The 21542-nt window shown below is 70.3% G+C and carries 18 protein-coding genes; 6 read left to right on the plus strand and 12 right to left on the minus strand.

The annotated features are described in order from the left end of the window. Window positions 1-128 precede the first annotated feature (128 nt). Window positions 129-1091, minus strand: a complete 963-nt coding sequence (locus ACIBTU_RS15270; protein ID WP_399126585.1) for a heme o synthase — start codon at window positions 1089-1091, stop codon at window positions 129-131. 372 nt (window positions 1092-1463) lie between these two features. On the opposite strand from ACIBTU_RS15270, the gene tkt reads away from it, so the two are divergent. Genes tkt through pgl form a run of 5 tightly spaced genes read left to right on the plus strand, consistent with a single transcriptional unit; the run spans window position 1464 to window position 8069 of the window. Then, window positions 1464-3551 carry a transketolase gene (gene tkt / locus ACIBTU_RS15275; protein ID WP_399126586.1) on the plus strand — a complete coding sequence of 696 codons (2088 nt, stop codon included), beginning with the start codon at window positions 1464-1466 and terminating at the stop codon, window positions 3549-3551. Window positions 3552-3585: 34 nt separating this feature from the next. Then, a complete protein-coding gene (tal, locus tag ACIBTU_RS15280; RefSeq protein WP_399126588.1) occupies window positions 3586-4704 on the plus strand; it encodes a transaldolase in 1119 nt (372 codons plus the stop codon). Window positions 4705-4708: 4 nt separating this feature from the next. Then, on the plus strand, window positions 4709-6238 hold the full coding sequence (zwf, locus tag ACIBTU_RS15285; RefSeq protein ID WP_399126589.1) for a glucose-6-phosphate dehydrogenase: 1530 nt from the start codon (window positions 4709-4711) through the stop codon (window positions 6236-6238). Continuing rightward, window positions 6235-7293 (plus strand): glucose-6-phosphate dehydrogenase assembly protein OpcA, encoded by a 1059-nt coding sequence (opcA, locus tag ACIBTU_RS15290; protein WP_399126590.1) that lies wholly within the window; start codon window positions 6235-6237, stop codon window positions 7291-7293. The genes zwf and opcA overlap by 4 nt, the downstream gene beginning before the upstream one ends. Beyond that, complete coding sequence (gene pgl, locus ACIBTU_RS15295; protein ID WP_399126591.1) at window positions 7290-8069, plus strand: 6-phosphogluconolactonase; 780 nt, start codon at window positions 7290-7292, stop codon at window positions 8067-8069. The genes opcA and pgl overlap by 4 nt, the downstream gene beginning before the upstream one ends. A 58-nt stretch (window positions 8070-8127) precedes the next feature. On the opposite strand, the gene ACIBTU_RS15300 is transcribed toward pgl, so the two are convergent. From ACIBTU_RS15300 to uvrC, 11 genes are all read right to left on the minus strand, one after another. Continuing rightward, window positions 8128-8634, minus strand: a complete 507-nt coding sequence (locus ACIBTU_RS15300) for a DUF2087 domain-containing protein (RefSeq protein WP_399126592.1) — start codon at window positions 8632-8634, stop codon at window positions 8128-8130. Between the two features lie 56 nt (window positions 8635-8690). Then, window positions 8691-10346 (minus strand): glucose-6-phosphate isomerase, encoded by a 1656-nt coding sequence (gene pgi, locus ACIBTU_RS15305; protein WP_399126593.1) that lies wholly within the window; start codon window positions 10344-10346, stop codon window positions 8691-8693. 156 nt (window positions 10347-10502) lie between these two features. Next, complete coding sequence (locus tag ACIBTU_RS15310; protein ID WP_003976875.1) at window positions 10503-10838, minus strand: RNA polymerase-binding protein RbpA; 336 nt, start codon at window positions 10836-10838, stop codon at window positions 10503-10505. Between the two features lie 230 nt (window positions 10839-11068). Then, entirely contained in the window at window positions 11069-11299 is a 231-nt protein-coding gene (gene secG, locus ACIBTU_RS15315) for a preprotein translocase subunit SecG (RefSeq protein ID WP_399126594.1), read from the minus strand. Window positions 11300-11423: 124 nt separating this feature from the next. Then, window positions 11424-12212: a triose-phosphate isomerase gene (gene tpiA / locus ACIBTU_RS15320; RefSeq protein ID WP_399126595.1), complete on the minus strand. Its 789-nt coding sequence runs from the start codon at window positions 12210-12212 to the stop codon at window positions 11424-11426. 6 nt (window positions 12213-12218) lie between these two features. Beyond that, a complete protein-coding gene (locus tag ACIBTU_RS15325; protein WP_399126596.1) occupies window positions 12219-13430 on the minus strand; it encodes a phosphoglycerate kinase in 1212 nt (403 codons plus the stop codon). Between the two features lie 129 nt (window positions 13431-13559). Continuing rightward, the gene (gene gap, locus ACIBTU_RS15330; protein WP_399126598.1) at window positions 13560-14567 is read right to left on the minus strand and encodes a type I glyceraldehyde-3-phosphate dehydrogenase; all 1008 of its coding nucleotides are present in this window, start codon (window positions 14565-14567) and stop codon (window positions 13560-13562) included. A 692-nt stretch (window positions 14568-15259) separates the two neighbouring features. After that, window positions 15260-16249, minus strand: coding sequence for a DNA-binding protein WhiA (gene whiA / locus ACIBTU_RS15335; RefSeq protein WP_399126599.1), 990 nt, complete (start codon window positions 16247-16249; stop codon window positions 15260-15262). Next, a complete protein-coding gene (yvcK, locus tag ACIBTU_RS15340; RefSeq protein ID WP_399126600.1) occupies window positions 16240-17277 on the minus strand; it encodes a uridine diphosphate-N-acetylglucosamine-binding protein YvcK in 1038 nt (345 codons plus the stop codon). The genes whiA and yvcK overlap by 10 nt, the downstream gene beginning before the upstream one ends. Next, a complete protein-coding gene (rapZ, locus tag ACIBTU_RS15345) occupies window positions 17274-18284 on the minus strand; it encodes an RNase adapter RapZ (RefSeq protein ID WP_399126602.1) in 1011 nt (336 codons plus the stop codon). The genes yvcK and rapZ overlap by 4 nt, the downstream gene beginning before the upstream one ends. A 35-nt stretch (window positions 18285-18319) precedes the next feature. Continuing rightward, the gene (gene uvrC, locus ACIBTU_RS15350; RefSeq protein WP_399126603.1) at window positions 18320-20395 is read right to left on the minus strand and encodes an excinuclease ABC subunit UvrC; all 2076 of its coding nucleotides are present in this window, start codon (window positions 20393-20395) and stop codon (window positions 18320-18322) included. A gap of 101 nt (window positions 20396-20496) precedes the next feature. On the opposite strand from uvrC, the gene ACIBTU_RS15355 reads away from it, so the two are divergent. Further along, window positions 20497-21528: a LacI family DNA-binding transcriptional regulator gene (locus tag ACIBTU_RS15355; RefSeq protein ID WP_399126604.1), complete on the plus strand. Its 1032-nt coding sequence runs from the start codon at window positions 20497-20499 to the stop codon at window positions 21526-21528. Window positions 21529-21542: the final 14 nt, after the last annotated feature.

Below are 21542 nucleotides of genomic sequence, written 5' to 3' on the forward strand. Positions count from 1 at the left end.
AGGGCCCCCCGGGCCCCCCCCGCCCCCCCGCCCCCCCCCCCCCCCCCCCCCCCCCCCCCCCCGGCGGCGCCCCGCCCCCCCCCCCCCCCCCCCCCCCCCCCCCACCCATCGGGAAAAGTGCAGGGGGATCAGCGCAGGAACGGGTCCACGGCCACCGCCACGAAGAGCAGCGACACATAGGTGATGGACCAGTGGAAGAGGCGCATCTCCTTGAGCTTCCCCCCGGTGACCTCGGCCTTGGCGCGGTTCTGCAGACCGTGGGCCTCCCAGAGCCAGAAGCCGCCCGCGAGGAGCGCGACCACCGTGTAGAACCAGCCCGTGTAGCCGAGCGGCGTCAGCAGCAGCGACACCGCGACCATCACCCAGCTGTAGATGACGATCTGCTTGGCCACCACCTTGTTGGTGGCGACGACGGGGAGCATCGGCACGCCCACGCGCGCGTAGTCGTCCTTCACCTTCATGGAGAGCGGCCAGTAGTGCGGCGGCGTCCAGAAGAACATGACGAGGAAGAGGATGACCGGCGCCCAGGACATCGAGTTCGTGACCGAGGACCAGCCGATGAGGACCGGCAGGCAGCCGGCGATGCCGCCCCACACGATGTTCTGCGACGTGCGGCGCTTCAGGATCATCGTGTAGACGACCACATAGAAGAGGAGCGCGCCCAGGGAGAGCCACGCGGACAGCCAGTTGACCGCGAAGCCGAACAGGAGCGTGGAGATCACCGCGAGGGAGACGCCGAAGACCAGGCACTCCTTCGGGCTCACCATGCCGGTGACCAGTGGACGCTGCGACGTGCGCTCCATGAGAGCGTCGATGTCGCGGTCGTACCACATGTTCAGCGCGTTGGCGCCGCCCGCGGAGAGGTAGCCGCCGAGGCAGGTGACGAGCACCAGCTTCAGGTCCGGCACACCCTGCTCGGCGAGGAACATCACCGGAACGGTGGTGATGAGCAGAAGCTCGATGATCCGCGGCTTGGTCAGCGCCACGAACGCCTTGACACGGGCCCCGATCGGACGCCGGCCCCGGCTGCTGCCCGTGCTGCTCGTCCCGAGAGCTCCCGCTGGACGGGATTCGACGGCCGTCACGCACACCCCTGACAGAGACTCCAGCGAACCCCCGTTGCGGACCCCTTGAAGTGAAGTCCCGGTAAAGGCTCGCGCGTACCACGCCACTGTAGACGTTGCCTATACCCGGCCCTTCGCGGGGGTCGGGTCGTGTTGGGCCGCATGCCGTAACGCGAGCGTGTCGGCACGGAGAGAGGGGGAGTTGGTCGAGCCCTCGTTCGAGCGGCCTTCTTTTCACCTGAGAAGCCCCGTGGATCCCTGTCGGGAGGCGGACCCGACAGAGTCCCGGCAGTCTGTAATGACGCGAAAAAATGCGTGTTCCAGCAGGGGTAGGCTCGACCACGCCCGGTGAGACCGACATCACCGGCACTGACCTGTGGAGAGGAGCCCTGACTCAGGGTGAGCACCAAGCCGACCACCACTGACCTCGAGTGGACCGATGTGGACCAGCGGGCCGTTGACACCGCTCGTGTCCTGGCCGCCGACGCCGTACAGAAGGTCGGCAACGGCCATCCCGGTACGGCGATGAGCCTGGCACCGGCCGCGTACACCCTCTTCCAGAAGGTGATGCGGCACGACCCGGCGGACGCCGACTGGGTGGGCCGGGACCGCTTCGTGCTGTCCGCGGGCCACTCGTCCCTGACCCTCTACATCCAGCTGTACCTGGCCGGTTTCGGCCTGGAGCTGGACGACCTCAAGGCGTTCCGCACCTGGGGCTCCAAGACTCCGGGCCACCCGGAGTACGGCCACACCACCGGTGTCGAGACCACGACCGGCCCGCTCGGCCAGGGTGTCGCCAACGCCGTGGGCATGGCGATGGCCGCCCGCTACGAGCGCGGTCTGTTCGACCCGGAGGCGCCGCAGGGCACCTCTCCGTTCGACCACTACATCTACGCGATCGCCGGTGACGGCTGCCTCCAGGAGGGCATCTCCGCCGAGGCGTCCTCGCTCGCGGGCCACCAGCGCCTGGGCAACCTGATCCTGCTGTGGGACGACAACCACATCTCGATCGAGGGCGACACCGAGACGGCGGTCTCCGAGGACACCGTCAAGCGCTACGAGGCCTACGGCTGGCACGTCCAGCGGGTCGAGGCGAAGGCGGACGGCGACCTGGACCACGCGGCGATCTTCGCGGCGATCCAGGAGGCCAAGAAGGTCACCGACCGGCCGTCCTTCATCGCGATGCGCTCGATCATCGCCTGGCCCGCCCCGAACGCGCAGAACACCGAGGCCGCGCACGGATCGGCGCTCGGCGCCGACGAGGTCGCCGCCACCAAGCGCGTCCTGGGCTTCGACCCGGAGCAGAGCTTCGAGGTCACGGACGAGGTCATCGAGCACACCCGCAAGGCGCTGGACCGCGGCGCCCAGGCCAAGGCCGAGTGGGAGAAGTCGTTCCAGGAGTGGCGCACGGGCAACCCGCAGCGCGCCGCCGAGTTCGACCGCATCCAGGCGGGCGAGCTGCCGGCCGGCTGGGAGGAGAAGCTCCCGGTCTTCGAGGCGGGCCAGGGTGTCGCGACGCGTGCCGCGTCCGGCAAGGTCCTCCAGGCGCTCGGCCCGGTGATCCCCGAGCTGTGGGGCGGCTCCGCCGACCTGGCGGGCTCGAACAACACGACGATCGACAAGACGTCGTCGTTCCTCCCCGCGGACAACCCGCTCCCGGAGGCGGACCCGTACGGCCGCACGATCCACTTCGGCATCCGCGAGCACGCCATGGCCGCGGAGATGAACGGCATCGCGCTGCACGGTCACACGCGCATCTACGGCGGCACCTTCCTGGTGTTCTCCGACTACATGCGCAACGCGGTGCGTCTGTCGGCCCTCATGTCGCTGCCCGTCACCTACGTGTGGACGCACGACTCGATCGGCCTCGGTGAGGACGGCCCGACGCACCAGCCGGTCGAGCACCTCGCCGCGCTGCGCGCCATCCCGGGTCTGAACGTCGTGCGCCCGGCCGACGCCAACGAGACGGCCATCGCCTGGCGCGAGATCCTGCGCCGCGGCAAGAGGCAGTACGGCGTCTCCAAGCCGCACGGTCTGGTGCTGACCCGTCAGGGCGTGCCGACGTACGAGCCGAACGAGGACACCGTCAAGGGTGGCTACGTGCTCGTCGAGGCGTCCAAGGAGACGCCGGACCTGATCCTGATCGCCACCGGTTCCGAGGTGCACCTCGCCGTCGAGGCGCGCGAGACCCTGGAAGCGGAGGGTGTCGCCACGCGCGTGGTGTCGATGCCGTCCGTGGAGTGGTTCGAGGAGCAGGACCAGGGGTACCGGGACAGCGTCCTGCCGCCGTCGGTGAAGGCGCGGGTCGCGGTCGAGGCGGGCATCGGTCTGACCTGGCACAAGTACGTCGGGGACGCCGGTCGCATCGTTTCCCTGGAGCACTTCGGTGCTTCGGCGGACGGCAAGGTCCTCTTCCGCGAGTTCGGCTTCACTGCGGAGAACGTGGTGGCCGTGGCCCGGGAATCCCTCGACGCGGCCCAGCGCTGACGCTCGTACACGACCTGTAGGAGATGCAATTTCCATGACAGACGCACTGAAGCGCCTCTCCGAGGAGGGCGTCGCGATCTGGCTGGACGACCTGTCGCGCAAGCGGATCACGTCCGGCAACCTGGCCGAGCTGATCGACCAGCAGCACGTCGTGGGCGTCACCACCAATCCGTCGATCTTCCAGAAGGCGATCTCGAGCGGTGACGGTTACGAGCAGCAGCTCACCGACCTCGCCGCCCGCAAGGTCACCGTCGAGGAAGCCCTGCGCATGATCACGACGGCGGACGTCCGCGACGCCGCCGACATCCTGCGCCCGGTCTTCGACGCGACGGGCGGCCAGGACGGCCGGGTGTCGATCGAGGTCGACCCGCGGCTGGCGCACCACACGCAGGCGACCGTCGCCGAGGCCAAGCAGCTCGCCTGGCTGGTGGACCGGCCGAACACGCTGATCAAGATCCCGGCGACGAAGGCGGGCCTGCCCGCGATCACCGAGACGATCGGCAAGGGCATCAGCGTCAACGTCACGCTGATCTTCTCGCTCGAGCGCTACCGCGAGGTGATGGACGCCTACCTCTCCGGTCTGGAGAAGGCCAAGGCGGCCGGCCTGGACCTGTCGAAGATCCACTCCGTGGCCTCCTTCTTCGTGTCCCGCGTGGACACCGAGATCGACAAGCGGATCGACGCGATCGGCACCGACGAGGCCAAGGCCGCGCGCGGCAAGGCCGGTCTGGCCAACGCCCGTCTCGCCTACGAGGCCTACGAAGAGGTGTTCTCGGGCGACCGCTGGTCCGCGCTCGACAAGGCGCAGGCCAACAAGCAGCGTCCGCTGTGGGCCTCGACCGGCGTGAAGGACAAGGCGTACAAGGACACCCTGTACGTCGACGACCTGGTCGCTCCGGGCACGGTGAACACGATGCCGGAGGCCACGCTGGACGCGACGGCCGACCACGGCCAGATCACCGGCGACACGATCGCGGGCACGTACGACCAGTCCCGCGCCGAGCTGGCGGCCGTCGAGAAGCTGGGGATCTCGTACGACGAGGTCGTGCAGCTCCTCGAGGACGAGGGCGTCGAGAAGTTCGAGTCGGCCTGGAACGATCTGCTCGCTTCTACCGAGGCGGAGCTGAAGCGCCTCGCCCCTTCGGAGGGCTGATCCCTTGACCCCCCACGGAGCCAATCCGCTCCGTGACTCCGCAGACCGACGGCTCCCGCGCATCGCGGGGCCGTCGGGTCTGGTCATCTTCGGTGTCACGGGCGATTTGTCACGTAAAAAGCTGATGCCCGCGGTCTACGACCTGGCCAACCGCGGCCTGCTGCCGCCGGGCTTCTCGCTGATCGGTTTCGCCCGCCGTGAGTGGCAGGACGAGGACTTCGCGCAGGAGGTGCACGACGCGGTCAAGGAGCACGCGCGTACCCCCTTCCGCGAGGAGGTCTGGCAGCAGCTCATCCAGGGCATGCGGTTCGTCCAGGGCAACTTCGACGACGACGAGGCGTTCGAGCAGCTCAAAGCGACGATCAACGACCTCGACAAGTCGCAGGGCACGGGCGGGAACTTCGCGTTCTACCTCTCCGTACCCCCCAAGTTCTTCCCGCAGGTCGTGCAGCAGCTGAAGAAGCACGGTCTGGCGGACGCGCCGGAGGGCTCCTGGCGCCGCGCGGTCATCGAGAAGCCCTTCGGCCACGACCTCGCGTCGGCCAAGGAGCTGAACGCGATCGTGCACGAGGTGTTCGACCCGGACCAGGTGTTCCGGATCGACCACTACCTGGGCAAGGAGACGGTCCAGAACATCCTGGCGCTGCGCTTCGCCAACCAGATGTTCGAGCCGATCTGGAACCGCAGCTATGTGGACCACGTGCAGATCACGATGGCCGAGGACATCGGCATCGGCGGCCGCGCGGGCTACTACGACGGCATCGGCGCGGCCCGTGACGTCATCCAGAACCACCTGCTCCAGCTGATGGCGCTGACCGCGATGGAGGAGCCCGCCTCCTTCGACGCGGACGCGCTCGTCGCCGAGAAGGCCAAGGTGCTCGGCGCGGTCCGGCTGCCGAAGGACCTGGGCCGCGACACGGTGCGCGGCCAGTACGCGGCCGGGTGGCAGGGCGGCGAGAAGGCCGTCGGCTACCTCCAGGAAGACGGCATCGACCCCAAGTCGAAGACCGACACCTACGCGGCCATCAAGCTGGAGGTGGACAACCGCCGCTGGGCGGGCGTCCCCTTCTATCTGCGCACGGGCAAGCGCCTGGGCCGCCGCGTCACCGAGATCGCGGTCGTCTTCCAGCGCGCCCCGCACTCCCCCTTCGACCACACGGCGACGGAGGAGCTCGGGCAGAACGCGATCGTGATCCGCGTCCAGCCGGACGAGGGCATCACGGTGCGCTTCGGCTCGAAGGTGCCGGGCACGTCGATGGAGATCCGGGACGTGTCGATGGACTTCGCCTACGGCGAGTCCTTCACGGAGTCGAGCCCGGAGGCGTACGAGCGGCTGATCCTGGACGTCCTGCTGGGCGACTCCAACCTCTTCCCGCGCACGGAGGAGGTCGAGCTGTCCTGGAACATCCTCGACCCGATCGAGCAGTACTGGGACGGGCACGGCAAGCCGGCCCAGTACCCGGCCGGCACGTGGGGGCCCGCCGAGGCGGACGAGATGCTCGCACGAGACGGACGGAGCTGGCGCCGGCCATGAAGATCGACCTCACGGACACCACCTCCAGCAAGATCAACAAGGCGCTCGTGGAGGGCCGCCGCGCCATCGGCACCCCCGCCGTCGGCATGGTGCTGACCCTCGTCATCGTCACCGACGAGGAGAACGCCTACGACGCGCTGCGGGCGGCCAACGAGGCGTCGCGCGAGCACCCCTCGCGCACCCTGGTCGTCATCAAGCGCGTCTCGCGCACCCCGCGCGACCGCACGACGTCGCGGCTCGACGCCGAGGTGCGCGTCGGCGCCGACGCGGGCACCGGCGAGACCGTCGTCCTGCGCCTGTACGGCGAGGTCGTCCATCACGCGCAGTCGGTGGTCCTGCCGCTGCTCCTGCCGGACGCCCCCACCGTCGTCTGGTGGCCGGTGGACGCCCCGCTGGACCCGGCGAAGGACCCGCTGGGCGCGCTGGCCCAGCGCCGTGTCACGGACACCTACGCGACCGAGCAGCCGGTGCAGGAGCTGGAGGCCCGCGCGGCCGCCTACTCCCCCGGCGACACGGACCTGTCCTGGACCCGGATCACGCCGTGGCGCTCCATGCTCGCGGCCGCGCTCGACCAGGTCAGCTGCGAGGTCACCTCGGTCCAGGTCGAGGGCGAGGAGTTCAACCCGAGCTGCGAGCTGCTCGCGATGTGGCTCGCGGACCGGCTCGACGTGCCGGTGCGCCGCACGCAGTCCTCGGGCCCCGGGCTCACCTCGGTGCGCATGGAGTCGTCCTCCGGGCCGATCGTGCTCGACCGGGCCGACGGCACCCTCGCCACGCTCTCCATACAGGGGCAGCCGGACCGCGCGGTCGCGCTCAAGCGCCGCGAGACGTCCGAGCTGATCGCCGAGGAGCTGCGCCGCCTCGACCCGGACGACACGTACGCGGCCGCGCTGCGCTACGGAGTCCACCGGCTCGCGGACCCGGCGGACGAGCCCGCGGACAAGCCGGCGGACAAGCCGGCACCGGCCGACGGGGAACCCGTACGGAAGAAGGCCGCGCCCTCGGGCAGGGCGGCCGCGAAGAAGGCTCCGGCCAAGAAGGCGGCGGCGAAGTGAGCGCGGCACCCCAACTCGTCGTCCACCGCGACAAGGAGCTGATGGCGCAGGCGGCCGCGGCCCGGCTGATCACCAAGATCGTCGACGCCCAGGCCGCCCGCGGCTCCGCCTCCGTCGTCCTGACCGGCGGCCGCAACGGCAACGGACTGCTGGCCGCGCTGGCCGCCGCGCCCGCGCGGGACGCGATCGACTGGAGCCGGCTCGACCTGTGGTGGGGCGACGAGCGCTTCCTGCCCGACGGCGACCCGGAGCGCAACTACACGCAGGCGCGCGAGGCACTCCTGGACAGCGTGCCGCTCGACCCGCGCCGCGTGCATCCGATGCCGGCGTCGGACGGCCCGTTCGAGGCGGACGCGGCGGCCGAGGCCTACGCGGCCGAGCTGGCCGGCGCGGCGGGCCCCGAGGATCACGGGGAGGTGCCGACCTTCGACGTGCTGATGCTCGGCGTCGGCCCGGACACCCATGTGGCCTCGCTCTTCCCCGAGCTGCCCGCGGTCCGCGAGACCGAGCGCATGGTCGTCGGCGTGCACGGCGCGCCCAAGCCGCCGCCCACCCGCATCACGCTCACGCTCCCGGCGATCCGGTCGGCGCGCGAGGTGTGGCTGCTCGCGGCCGGTGAGGACAAGGCGAACGCCGCCGCGATCGCCCTGTCGGGCGCGGGCGAGATCCAGGCGCCGGCGGCCGGCGCGTACGGCCGCTCGCGCACGCTGTGGCTGCTCGACGCGGCGGCGGCCTCACAGCTGCCGTCCTCGCTGTACCCGCCGGCGATCGCCTGACGGTGGCCCCGTCGTCGAGGCCCCGCGCCCACTGGAGTCCGCTCCGGGGCGCGGGGCCTCACGCGTGCTGCGGCACCCGGTAGTCGGAGCCGTCCTTCGCGCGGACGAGCAGGCCGTCGATGACGCAGTAGCGGCGCAGGGCCGCGGTGTCGTCGTGGACGGTGCGCAGGGCCTCGTTGACCTCGGTCTCGCTGTAGGTGCGGTCGGCCTCGAAGAGGGTGTCCGTGAGGTGCACGAGCAGGTCGTGCCGCACGGTGGGGCGGACCGGGATCGCGGTGAGGCGGCCGCGTGCGAAGAAGCCGGCGAGGTGGCGCGGCACGCCGGTTGCGGACTCGGCGGTGCGGGCCCTGCGGAACACCTCGGGTCCGGCGCGCAGCGCACCGTCGTCGAGCCGCTCGACCAGGCCCGCCGCGAGGAGTTTGCCCAGGTGGCGGCGGGCCGTCGGGGAGTCGGCCTCGCTCGGCGGGAGATCGTCGAGCACGATCCGTGCGTACAGCTTCAGTCGTTCGGGATCGGCGAGAGCCGACATGAGGTGGTCCACGGAGGTGCCTCCCGGCAGGGTCACGGACCCGCAGTCTGGCTCGCCGGACGGCACTCCCGCACCCGATTAACCCAACTCCGTCAGCGCCCGCGCAGTTCCCGGTACTTGGCGACCAGGGCCTTGGTCGAGCCGTCGAGTCCGGGGACGTCCGCGCCCTGGCTCAGGGCCGGCTCGACGCGCTTGGCGAGGACCTTGCCGAGTTCGACGCCCCACTGGTCGAAGGAGTCGATGTTCCACACCGCTCCCTGGACGAACACCTTGTGCTCGTACAGGGCGACGAGCTGGCCGAGCACGGACGGGGTCAGTGCCGTGGCCAGGATCGTCGTGGTGGGGTGGTCGCCCTGGAACGTCTTGTGCGGGACCAGCTCCTCGGGCACGCCCTCGGCGCGCACCTCGTCCGGGGTCTTGCCGAAGGCCAGCGCCTGGGTCTGGGCGAAGAAGTTGGCCATGAGCAGGTCGTGCTGGGCGACGAGCCCGGGCTCCAGATCGGCGACGGGCTCGGCGAAGCCGATGAAGTCGGCCGGGATCAACTTCGTGCCCTGGTGGATCAGTTGGTAATAGGCGTGCTGCCCGTTGGTCCCGGGGGTGCCCCACACGACCGGTCCGGTCTGGTACTCGACAGGCTCGCCGTCGCGCTGCACCGACTTGCCGTTCGACTCCATGTCGAGCTGCTGGAGGTACGCGGTGAACTTGGACAGGTAGTGCGAGTACGGCAGCACGGCGTGCGACTGGGCGCCGTGGAAGTTGCCGTACCAGATGCCCAGGAGGCCCATCAGGAGCGGCACGTTGGACTCGGCGGGGGCGGTGCGGAAGTGCTCGTCGACGAGGTGGAAGCCGTCGAGCATCTCGCGGAAGCGCTCCGGGCCGATGGCGATCATCAGCGACAGGCCGATCGCGGAGTCATACGAATAACGTCCGCCGACCCAGTCCCAGAACTCGAACATGTGGGACGTGTCGATGCCGAACTCGACGACCTTCTCCGCGTTCGTCGACAAAGCGACGAAGTGCTTGGCGACGGCGTCCTGACCGGCCCTCAGTCCGGTCAGCAGCCAGTTGCGGGCCGAGGTCGCGTTCGTGATCGTCTCGATCGTGGTGAAGGTCTTCGAGGCGACGACGAACAGGGTCTCGGCCGGGTCCAGGTCCCGTACCGCCTCGTGGAGGTCGGCGCCGTCCACGTTGGACACGAAACGGACCGTCAGGTCGCGGTCGGTGAAGGAGCGCAGCGCCTCGTAGGCCATCGCCGGACCGAGGTCGGATCCGCCGATACCGATGTTGACGACGTTCCTGATGCGCTTGCCGGTGTGGCCCGTCCACTCCCCCGACCTGACCCGGTCGGCGAAGGCGGCCATCTTGTCGAGGACGGCGTGGACGCCCGGCACCACGTTCTCACCGTCGACCTCGATCACGGCGTCCGCGGGGGCGCGCAGCGCGATGTGCAGGACGGCGCGGTCCTCGGTGATGTTGATCTTCTCGCCGCGGAACATGGCGTCGCGGAGACCGAAGACGTCGGTCGCGGCCGCGAGGTCGCGCAGCAGGCGCAGCGTCTCGTCGGTGACGAGGTGCTTGGAGTGGTCGATGTGCAGGTCGCCGACCTCGAGGACGGAGCGTGTCCCGCGCTCCGGGTCGGCGGCGAACAGCTCGCGCAGCCGGACCTCGCCCAGCTCCTCACGATGCTTGACCAGCGCCTGCCACTCGGGCGTCTGGGTCGGTCCTGTCTGCCTGTCGGACGCGTTCATGTCTGACTTCAGCCTTCTCTCGTACCCGCGTGCGTGTGATGCCCCGCAACTGGCCACCAACCTAGTTGATCAGGGCGGTCCGGGCCTTCCGGCGGCGCGCTCCGGGGCATGCGAAGAGGGCCGGGCACCCTGTCGGTACCCGGCCCGTACGGCTGGTCAGATCTCGCCCCGCAGTTTCGCGAGCGCCTCGGCGAGGATCGCCTCGCCGTCCGCGTCGCTGCGCCGCTCGCGGACGTACGCGAGGTGCGTCTTGTAGGGCTCGGTGCGCGGCGGGTCCGGCGGGTTGTCCCGGTCCTGTCCGGCCGGGAATCCGCACCGCGGACAGTCCCAGGTCTCCGGCACCTGCGCGTCGGAAGCGAAGCTCGGCTGCGTCTCGTGCCCGTTGGAGCACCAGAAGGAGATGCGCAGGCGTGGCGCGGACTCGCCGCGCTCGGCCTCGCCCATCGGCCCCGCCCCGACCCGACTTCCTCGGATCGCGTTGCCACTTGCCACGGTCGTAACTCCCTGCCTGATGGTGCCGCGAAGCGTGTCGGCTCGCTTCGCCGCGGAGCGCCTCAGTCTACGTAAGGCCCAACGCGCGTCCAGTGATTGGAGTTACATCCCCTCGCACAGACGCAATGCCCCATGATAGGCCGCGCCGTTGAGCGCGCACCCTACATGGGGCATTGCGTGAGGAATGTGAGATGACGACCCGGTCGGGCCGAAGCCCTGGCGACCGAAGGTCAGTTGTTGATCTTCATCAGGATGCCGAGCACGACGATGCACGTGAACCAGAGCAGACCGATCACGATCGTGATCCGGTCCAGGTTCCGCTCGGCGACCGAGGAGCCGCCCACGGAGGACTGCATGCCGCCACCGAACATGTCGGAGAGACCGCCGCCCTTTCCCTTGTGCATCAGCACCAGGAGCATCAGCAGCAGGCTGAAGACGATCAGGGCGATCGAGAACCCCATAACCACAGCTGGACCAACTTCCTCGGACTTGTCAGGCGGACGGGGCCGGGTGGCAGCCACCCGGCCCCGCAAGGGTACGACGTAACGCCGCTAGCGCATACTCACAGGTCGCGCCGGGGCGCGATCACTGCTCGCGGAACCGGACGATCTTGACGAACTCGTCGGTGTCCAGCGCGGCACCGCCCACGAGGGCACCGTCGATGTCCGGCTTGGACATGATCTCCGCGACGTTACCGGACTTGACCGAGCCGCCGTACTGGATACGGATCTTGTCGGCGACGTCCTGCGAGTACAGCTCGGCGAGCTTGCCGCGGATCGCCGCGCAGACCTCCTGCGCGTCGTCGGCGCCGCAGACCTTGCCGGTGCCGATGGCCCACACCGGCTCGTAGGCGATGACGATCGTCTCGGCCTGCTCGGCCGGCAGGCCCTTGAGGCCGCCCTCGACCTGGGCGAGCGTGTGCGAGACGTGGTCGCCCACCTCCCGCACGTCCAGCTCCTCGCCGACGCACAGGATCGGGGTCAGGCCGTGCTTGTAGGCAGCCTTCACCTTCGCGTTGACGATCTCGTCGGTCTCGGCGTGGTACTGCCGGCGCTCGGAGTGGCCGATCGCGACGTACGTGCACTTGAGCTTCGCGAGCATGGCGCCCGAGATCTCGCCGGTGTAGGCACCGGAGTCGTGCGCCGAGAGGTCCTGGGCGCCGTACTTGATCTTGAGCTTGTCGCCGTCGACGAGCGTCTGCACGGAGCGCAGGTCGGTGAACGGCGGCAGGACGGCGACCTCGACGGCCTCGTAGTCCTTGTCGGCGAGCGCGAAGGCGAGCTTCTGGACGTGCGCGATGGCCTCGAGGTGGTTGAGGTTCATCTTCCAGTTGCCCGCCATCAGCGGCGTGCGGCCCTCTACGGGTGCAGTCATGCGGGGTCAGTCCTCCAGTGCGGCGAGACCGGGAAGCGTCTTGCCCTCGAGGTACTCGAGGGAGGCGCCGCCGCCGGTCGAGATGTGGCCGAATGCGTTCTCGTCGAAGCCCAGGGTACGGACGGCCGCGGCGGAGTCGCCGCCGCCCACCACGGTGAAGCCCGGAGCCTCGATGAGGGCCTGGGCGATCGCCTTGGTGCCCTCGGCGTAGTCGGGGTGCTCGAAGACGCCCATCGGCCCGTTCCAGAACACGGTCCCGGCGTCGGCGAGCTTCGACGCGTACAGCTTGCGCGTCTCGGGGCCGATGTCCAGGCCCTCCTCGTCGGCCGGGATGGCGTCCGCGGCGACGGTGGTGGGGTTGGCCGGGGTCTTGCCCTTGAGGTCGGGGAACTCGGCCGAGACCAGGACGTCCACCGGGAGCACGAGCTCCACGCCGTTCTTCTCGGCGCGCTCCATGTACTCGGTGACGGTCGGGATCTGGTCCTCCTGGAGGAGGGAGATGCCGACCTCGTAGCCCTTGGCCTTCAGGAAGGTGTACGCCATGCCGCCGCCGATGAGGAGACGGTCGGCCTTGCCGAGCAGCTGGTCGATGACGGCCAGCTTGTCGGAGACCTTGGCGCCGCCGAGCGCGACCACGTAGGGGCGCTTGACGTCGTCGGTGAGCTTCTTCAGGACGCCGACCTCGGTGGCGATGAGGTAGCCGGCGTAGTGGGGCAGCCGCTTCGGCAGGTCGTACACGGAGGCGTGCTTGCGGTGGACGGCGCCGAAGCCGTCGCCCACGTAGACGTCGGCCAGGGCGGCGAGCTGGTCGGCGAACTCGCCGCGCTCGGTGTCGTCCTTGCTCGTCTCGCCCGCGTTGAACCGCAGGTTCTCGATGACGGCGACCTGGCCGGGCTCCAGCCCGTTCACCGCGTCGTGGGCGGCCGGGCCGACCGTGTCCTGGGCGAAGGCGACCGGCTTGCCGAGGAGCTCCGCAAGGCGCTCGGCGGCGGGGAGGAGCGAGAACTGCGGGTCCGGGGCGCCCTTGGGGCGGCCCAGGTGCGAGGCGACGATCACCTTCGCGCCGGCGTCGGCGAGGGCCTTGACGGTGGGCAGGACGGCGCGGATGCGGCCGTCGTCGGTGATCAGGCCGTCGGCCAGCGGCACGTTGAGGTCGGCGCGGACGAACACCCGCTTCCCGTCGACCGATTCGGCGAGAAGTTCCTCAATGGTCTTCATGACTCGTTTCCTTGTGAGGGCTGAGGCTTGCGGCTGACGCGCGAAGGGTCCGGACGGTCGCGCGGCGTCGCGCGGGTCCGGACCCTTCGCTCACATCTGAGTGCCTTGCTGCTCTAGAACCTTAGAGGCTCAGAGCTGACCGCCGACGAAGACCGTCAGGTCGACGAGGCGGTTCGAGTAGCCCCACTCGTTGTCGTACCAGCCGATCACCTTGACCGTCTTGCCGTCGGCCATGGTCAGCAGGGAGTCGAAGGTGCAGGAGGCCGGCGTCGAGACGATGTCCGAGGACACGATCGGGTCGGCCGTGTAGTAGAGCTTGCCCTCGAGCGTGCCCTCCTGGGAGGCCTTCTCGAACGCGGCGTTGACCTCGTCCTTGGTGACCTCGCGGTCCAGCTCGACGACCAGGTCGGTGACCGAGCCGGTCGGGACCGGGACGCGCATGGCGAGGCCGTCGAGCTTGCCCTTGAGCTGCGGGAGGACCAGGGCGGTGGCCTTGGCGGCACCGGTCGTGGTCGGGATGATGTTCTCCGCGGCGGCGCGGGCGCGGCGCAGGTCCTTGTGCGGGAAGTCCAGGATGCGCTGGTCGTTCGTGTACGCGTGGACGGTCGTCATCAGGCCCTTGACGATGCCGAAGTTCTCGTCGAGGACCTTCGCCATCGGCGCCACACAGTTCGTGGTGCACGACGCGTTGGAGATCACGTCGTGCTTGGCCGGGTCGTACTTGTCCTCGTTGACGCCCATCACGATCGTGATGTCCTCGTCCTTGGCCGGGGCCGAGATGAGGACCTTCTTGGCGCCACCGGCCAGGTGCTTGGCGGCGTCCTCGCGCTTGGTGAAGATGCCGGTCGACTCGATGACGACGTCGACGCCCAGGTCGCCCCACGGGATGTCGGCCGGGTCGCGCTCCGACAGCACCTTGATGGTGTGCTCGCCGACGGTGATGGTGTCGGCCGTGTGGGACACGGGCTGCTTCAGCGTGCCGAGGATCGTGTCGTACTTGAGCAGGTGTGCGGTCGTCGCGGTGTCACCCAGGTCGTTGACAGCCACGATCTCGATGTCCGCACCCTGCTCGAGAAGTGCGCGGAAGTAATTGCGACCGATGCGGCCAAAGCCGTTGATGCCTACGCGGATCGTCACGAACCGATCTCCTCGTTGGTACGCCGGTTTTCGACGCCGGCGAGTTGTATGGGATGTCCCCGACCGCCTCCGACCCTACCTCCCATAAGCGATCTGAGTGACATCGAGCGCAGCTATAGCGGATCCGAGATTCTTACTCGCCGGTAACGTTCGGGCGGCGCTTATTCCGGGGATATTTTTCGGCCCCCTGGTCGCTAATTGAGCGCACACCCTTTCTGATGAGCGCTTTTTCGAGCGGCGACCCATCAAGGCAGGTCGCCCGTGGACTGCCCGTGCGCCGTACGGCCGTCCGGCCCATCACGAGGTTGCGGATTTCCTGGTTCCGGTGAAGCGGGCATGGCGCGCGAGCGACGGCCGGGAGTTCACCGGCCGCAGAAGCGGGAACCGGGGAGCACGGACCGAAGTCCGTCAATTCCCCGCCTCGGCCGCACCCTTACCAGAACCGGCCTGAAGGCGTCACAAAGCGCCACTGAAGCCCCTTCAGTCACTCTTGTCACGCTGTCATTCAGTCGCATCTGAAGGAATCTCCGCTCACTTGCGCACCATGGCGTGAATCGGCGGCCGCCACTCGCATGACGCCTCGCAAAGTTCGCAGACGCGAACCACGGAGCGGCGCGGGAACGCGAAAGCCGGTGGCGGCGCCCTCGTGGGGCGCCGCCACCGGCTCGTGGAGCTTCGGGGCCGCGGGAGGCTCAGCCCGCCAGGTTGTCCGCCATCTCCTCGGTCAGGTTCGACTCCGTGCTCGGGATGCCGAGGTCCTGCGCGCGCTTGTCCGCCATGGCGAGCAGCCGGCGGATCCGGCCCGCGACCGCGTCCTTGGTGAGCGGCGGGTCGGCGAGCGCGCCCAGCTCCTCCAGGGAGGCCTGCTTGTGCTCCATGCGCAGCCGGCCGGCCGCCGCGAGGTGCTCGGGCACCTCGTCGGCGAGGATCTCCAGGGCGCGCTGCACGCGGGCCCCGGCGGCCACGGCGGCCCGGGCCGAACGGCGCAGGTTCGCGTCGTCGAAGTTCGCCAGCCGGTTCGCCGTGGCGCGGACCTCGCGGCGCATCCGCCGCTCCTCCCAGGCCAGCACCGACTCGTGCGCTCCCATACGGGTGAGCAGCGCGCCGATCGCGTCGCCGTCACGGACGACGACCCGGTCCACGCCGCGCACCTCACGGGCCTTCGCCGCGATGGACAGCCGGCGGGCGGCGCCGACCAGGGCCAGCGCGGCCTCCGGGCCCGGGCAGGTCACCTCGAGCGAGCTGGAGCGGCCCGGCTCCGTCAGCGAGCCGTGCGCCAGGAACGCCCCGCGCCAGGCCGCCTCGGCGTCGCAGGTGGCCCCCGAGACCACCTGCGGCGGAAGACCGCGGATCGGGCGGCCACGGCCGTCCACGAGCCCCGTCTGCCGGGCCAGCTGGTCGCCGCCCGCCACCACACGTACGACGAAGCGCGAGCCTCGGCGCAGTCCGCCGGGGGCCATCACGATCAATTCGGAACTGTGTCCGAAGATCTCGAGAATGTCGCGCTTGAGCCGCCGGGCGGCCATCGCGGTGTCCAGCTCCGCCTCGATCACGATGCGGCCGCTCACCAGGTGAAGGCCGCCGGCGAACCGCAGAATGGCCGACACCTCGGCCTTCCTGCAGCAGGTCCGGGTGACGGGGAGCCGGGCAATCTCGTCCTTCACCGCTGCCGTCATCGCCATGGGCCGATCCTTCCATGCATCCGAAAAATACGGTCGTACGCGGCGGCCAACAGCTCCGGATCGTGCCTCGGAGTTCCGTCGGGCCTGGCCACCGGCGCCAGCTCGACCGCGGCACCGAAGCGCTCCTTGGCGGCGTCGGTGAGGGACTCACGATCGGGCACGGCGGCCTCGTCGGCCAGCACCACGTCCAGGGCGAGTTTAGGGGCGTGTCGTCCCAAAACCTCCAAATGACGCTGCGGTGAGAACCCTTCGGTTTCTCCGGGCTGCGGCGCGAGGTTCAGCGAGAGGACCCGGCGGGCCTTCGTCTCGACCAGCGCGTCCAGCAGTTCCGGCACGAGCAGGTGCGGGATCACCGAGGAGAACCAGGACCCCGGGCCGAGCACCACCCAGTCCGCGTCGAGCACCGCGGCGACCGCCTCCGGGACGGCCGGCGGGTCGTGCGGCACCAGGTGCACGGACTGGACCTCGCCCGGCGTGAGCGCGACCGTGGCCTGTCCGCGGACGGTGTCGATGTCGTCCGGGCGGTCCGGGTCGTGCCCCTTGACCAGGGCCTGGAGCTCCAGCGGCACCGCGGACATGGGCAGCACGCGCCCCTGCGCGCCGAGGAGCCTGCCGACCAGGTCGAGGGCCTGCACATGGTCGCCGAGCTGCTCCCACAGGGCGACGATCAGCAGATTGCCGACCGCGTGCCCGTTCATCTCCCCCGGCGACTGGAAGCGGTGCTGGATGACGCGGGACCAGGTCTGGCCCCAGTCGTCGTCGCCGCACAGGGCGGCGAGGGCCTTGCGCAGGTCGCCGGGCGGCAGCACGCCGAGCTCGTCGCGCAGGCGCCCGCTGGATCCGCCGTCGTCGGCGACCGTCACGACCGCCGTGAGGTCACCCGTGATGCGGCGCAGGGCGGCCAGCGACGCGGACAGGCCCATGCCCCCGCCGAGGGCGACGACCTTGGGCGTCGCGCCCCTGCGGCGGGCCGGCGTCGTGCGTCTGCTGCGCAGCCGGCTGGTGAGCCGCAGCGTACGTCCCGTCATTCGCGGCCCATGTCCCGGTGGACGACCACGGTCTCCACACCCTGCGCGGCAAGGCGGGCGGCGAGCTTCTCCGAGGTGGCGACGGAGCGGTGCTTGCCACCGGTGCAGCCGACGGCGATGGTCACGTAGCGCTTGCCCTCGCGGCGGTAACCGGCCGCGATCAGTTGGAGCAGCTCCGTGTAGCGGTCGAGGAACTCCTTGGCGCCGGGCTGCGAGAAGACGTAGTTCGACACCTCCTCGTTGAGGCCTGTGAAGGGGCGCAGCTCCGGGACCCAGTGCGGGTTCGGGAGGAAGCGCATGTCGACGACGAGGTCGGCGTCGACGGGCAGGCCGTACTTGAAGCCGAACGACATGACGGTGGCCCGCAGCTCGGGCTCCTCCTCGCCCGCGAACTGGGCGTCCATCTTGGCGCGCAGCTCGTGCACGTTCAGGCTGGAGGTGTCGATGACGAGGTCGGCGTCGCCGCGCAGCTCGCGCAGCAGCTCGCGCTCGGCGGCGATGCCGTCGACGATGCGGCCGTCGCCCTGGAGCGGGTGCGGGCGGCGCACCGACTCGAAGCGGCGCACGAGGGCCTCGTCCGAGGACTCCAGGAAGACGATGCGCCGCGTGACGTTCTTGGACTCGAGGTCGGCGAGGGAGTCGCGGAGGTTGTCGAAGAAGCGCCGGCCGCGGACGTCGACGACGACGGCGATCCGCGCGACGTTGCCCTGGGACCGGGCGCCGAGCTCCACCATGGTGGGGATCAGGGCCGGCGGCAGGTTGTCGACGACGAACCAGCCGAGATCCTCCAGGCACTTCGCCGCCGTGGAGCGGCCCGCGCCGGACATGCCGGAGATGATGACCAGCTCGGGGATGGCGGCCTCGGGGACGCCGGGCGCCTCCACGTGGTGGGCCGCGCCGGGAGTGTCGGTACCGGGGGTATCGACAGCGGGGGTGTCGGTAGCGGGGGTCTCGGTACCGGGGCTGTCCGTCCCGGCCTTGCCGTCGCTGGCGCCTGGGGTGCTCATGTCCGCTCCGCGCTCGTTCTGTGGGTGGTGCTCGCTCATGGTTCCTGCCCCCGTCGTTCTTCCGAGGTGCCCGCGGTGACGGGTCCCTCGCCGGTCGGCGCGTCCGTCGCGCCGGCCGGTGTGTGCTCTTCGTCTTCCAGGATCTCTCCGGTGGCCGTGTTCACCGCGGGCGCCGCCGGTGCCGCTTGCGCGAAGGCCACGAGGATCGTCTCGGCCGTCTTGCGGCCTATGCCCGGGACCTCGCAGATCTGGTCGATTGTGGCGGACCGTAGCCGCTTCACCGAACCGAAGTGCTTGATCAGTGCCTGCTTGCGCGCGTCGCCGAGTCCGGGTACGTCGTCCAGGGGGCCCGCCTTGAACCGCTTGGCCCGCTTGCTGCGCTGGTAGGTGATCGCGAAGCGGTGCGCCTCGTCACGGACGCGCTGCAGGAGGTACAGGCCCTCGCTGGTGCGGGGCAGGACCACCGGGTCGTCCTCGCCGGGCACCCAGACCTCTTCGAGGCGCTTGGCGAGGCCGCACACCGCGATGTCGTCGATGCCCAGCTCGTCCAGGGCCCGCTGGGCCGCCGCGACCTGTGGCTGGCCGCCGTCCACGACGACGAGCTGCGGCGGGTAGGCGAACCTCTTCGGCCGGCCGTCGTCCTCGGTGAGCCGGGACTCGACCGGGCCCTCGTCGTCGTCCAGCTCGGTGTCGGACCATTCGCCGGACTTCTCCTGGGCGGCCAGGTACCGCTTGAAGCGGCGGGTGATCACCTCGTGCATGGAGCGGACGTCGTCCTGCCCCTCGAAGCCCTTGATCTGGAAGCGCCGGTACTCGCTCTTGCGGGCGAGGCCGTCCTCGAAGACCACCATGGACGCGACGACGTCGTCTCCCTGGAGGTGCGAGATGTCGTAGCACTCGATGCGCAGCGGGGCGCTGTCCAGGTCGAGGGCCTCGGCGATCTCCTCCAGGGCGCGCGAGCGCGTGGTGAGGTCGGAGGCGCGCTTCGTCTTGTGGAGGGCCAGCGCCTGCAGAGCGTTGCGGTGCACGGTCTCCATGAGCGCCTTCTTGTCGCCGCGCTGCGGGATGCGCAGGGACACGTTCGACCCGCGGCGCTCGGTGAGCCAGGTCTGGACGGGCTCCACGGGGTCGGGCAGCGCCGGGACGAGCACCTCCTTGGGGACCGCGTCCCCGCTCTCCTCCCCGTAGAGCTGCTGGAGCGCGTGCTCCACGAGGTCGCCGCTGGTGACGGCCTCCACCTTGTCGGTGACCCAGCCGCGCTGGCCGCGCACGCGTCCGCCGCGCACGTGGAAGATCTGGACGGCCGCCTCCAGCTCGTCCTCGGCCAGGGCGATGAGGTCGGCGTCGGTGGCGTCGGCGAGGACGACGGCGCTCTTCTCCATGGCCTTGCGGAGCGCCTCGATGTCGTCGCGCAGGCGGGCCGCCCGCTCGTACTCCATCTCCTCCGCGGCCGCCGTCATGTCCTTCTCCAGGCGGCGGATGTACGTGCCGGTGCGGCCGGCCATGAAGTCGCAGAACTCCTCGGCCAGTTCGCGGTGCTCGTCGGGGGTGACGCGGCCGACGCAGGGTGCGGAGCACTTGCCGATGTAGCCGAGCAGGCAGGGGCGTCCGGTGCGGGCCGCGTTCTTGAACACGCCCGCGGAGCAGGTGCGGACGGGGAAGACGCGCAGCAGGAGGTCGACCGTGTCGCGGATGGCCCAGGCGTGGCCGTAGGGGCCGAAGTAGCGGACGCCCTTCTTCTTCTGGCCGCGCATCACCTGGACGCGGGGGAACTCCTCGTTCATCGTCACGGCGAGGTACGGGTAGCTCTTGTCGTCGCGGTACTTGACGTTGAACCGCGGGTCGTACTCCTTGATCCAGGAGTACTCCAGCTGGAGCGCCTCGACCTCCGTGGACACCACCGTCCACTCCACGGACGCGGCCGTGGTGACCATCGTGCGGGTGCGCGGGTGCAGGTTCGCCAGGTCCTGGAAGTAGCTCGCCAGGCGCTGGCGCAGGCTCTTCGCCTTTCCGACGTAGATCACCCTGCGGTGCTCGTCGCGGAACCTGTACACCCCTGGGGAGTCGGGAATCTGTCCCGGCTGGGGGCGGTAGCTGGAGGGGTCGGCCATGTCAGACACCCTACTGTCGGGCACGGACATCACCGGGGCAGACTAGGGAGCGCCCTGTGATCCCCACCGCTGGATCCCCCACCGCTGAAGGAGAACCCCGCGTGAAGCGTCCGACCGCCCGTGACGTGGCGGAGCTGGCCGGTGTGTCCCGTGCCGCCGTGTCCTTCGTCTTCAGCGGACGCGCCCAGGGCAACCTGTCGGCCGAGACGCAGCGGCGCATCCGTGAGGCCGCCGACGAGCTCGGCTACCGGCCCGACGAGGTGGCGCGGTCGCTCCGCGCACGGCGGACCGGGGTGATCGGGATGCTCAGCGACGAGATCGCCACCAGCCCGTTCGCGGGCCGCATGGTGCTGGGCGCGATGGAGGCGGCACGCGCGCGTGGGCATCAGATCCTGCTCCTGGAGTCGCGCCGGGACCCGGCCGCGGAGGCCGAGGCGATCGCCGAGCTGCGGGCCCGCCGGGTCGACGGTCTGGTGTACGCGTCGATGGAGCTGCGCACGACGGAGGTGCCGGCGGGGGTCGATCCGGCGCGGACGGTGCTCGCCAACTGCCTGCCGCGCGAGGCGGGTTCGTACGCGGCCGTGGTGGCCGACGAACGGGCGGGCGGGCGCCGCGCGGTGGACGCGCTGATCGCCGCCGGGCACCGTGACATCGCGCTGCTGGGCGGGGCGGTGGGCAACATCGCGGCGGAGGACCGCGCGCGTGGCTTCACCGACGGGCTGAGCGCGGCCGGCCTGGAGGTGCGCGAGGCGTGGATGCTGCGGGCCGGCTGGCAGATCGACGAGGGCCACGCGGCGGCGCTGCGGGTGCTCGGTGAGCGGGAGCGGCCCACAGGGATCGTGTGCGCGAACGACCGGGTGGCGGCCGGGGTGCTGCTGGCGGCGGCCCGGCTGGGGATCGCCGTCCCGGAGGCGCTGTCGGTGGTGGGCTACGACGACCAGGACCACATGGCCGACCGGCTCGTCCCGGCGCTCACCACGGTCGCCCTCCCCCATCACGCGATGGGGGCGGCGGCGGTGGACGCGCTGCTCGACGCGGTCGAGCGGGACGAGCCGGTGGCCGCGGGCGACGTGGTGCGTCTGCCGTGCCCCCTGGTCGAGCGGGCGTCGGTGACGAAGCCCGCCGGAGCCTGAACCGGCTCCGGACC

Source organism: Streptomyces sp. NPDC050145, from assembly GCF_044460245.1.
Classification (GTDB): Bacteria; Actinomycetota; Actinomycetes; order Streptomycetales; family Streptomycetaceae; genus Streptomyces.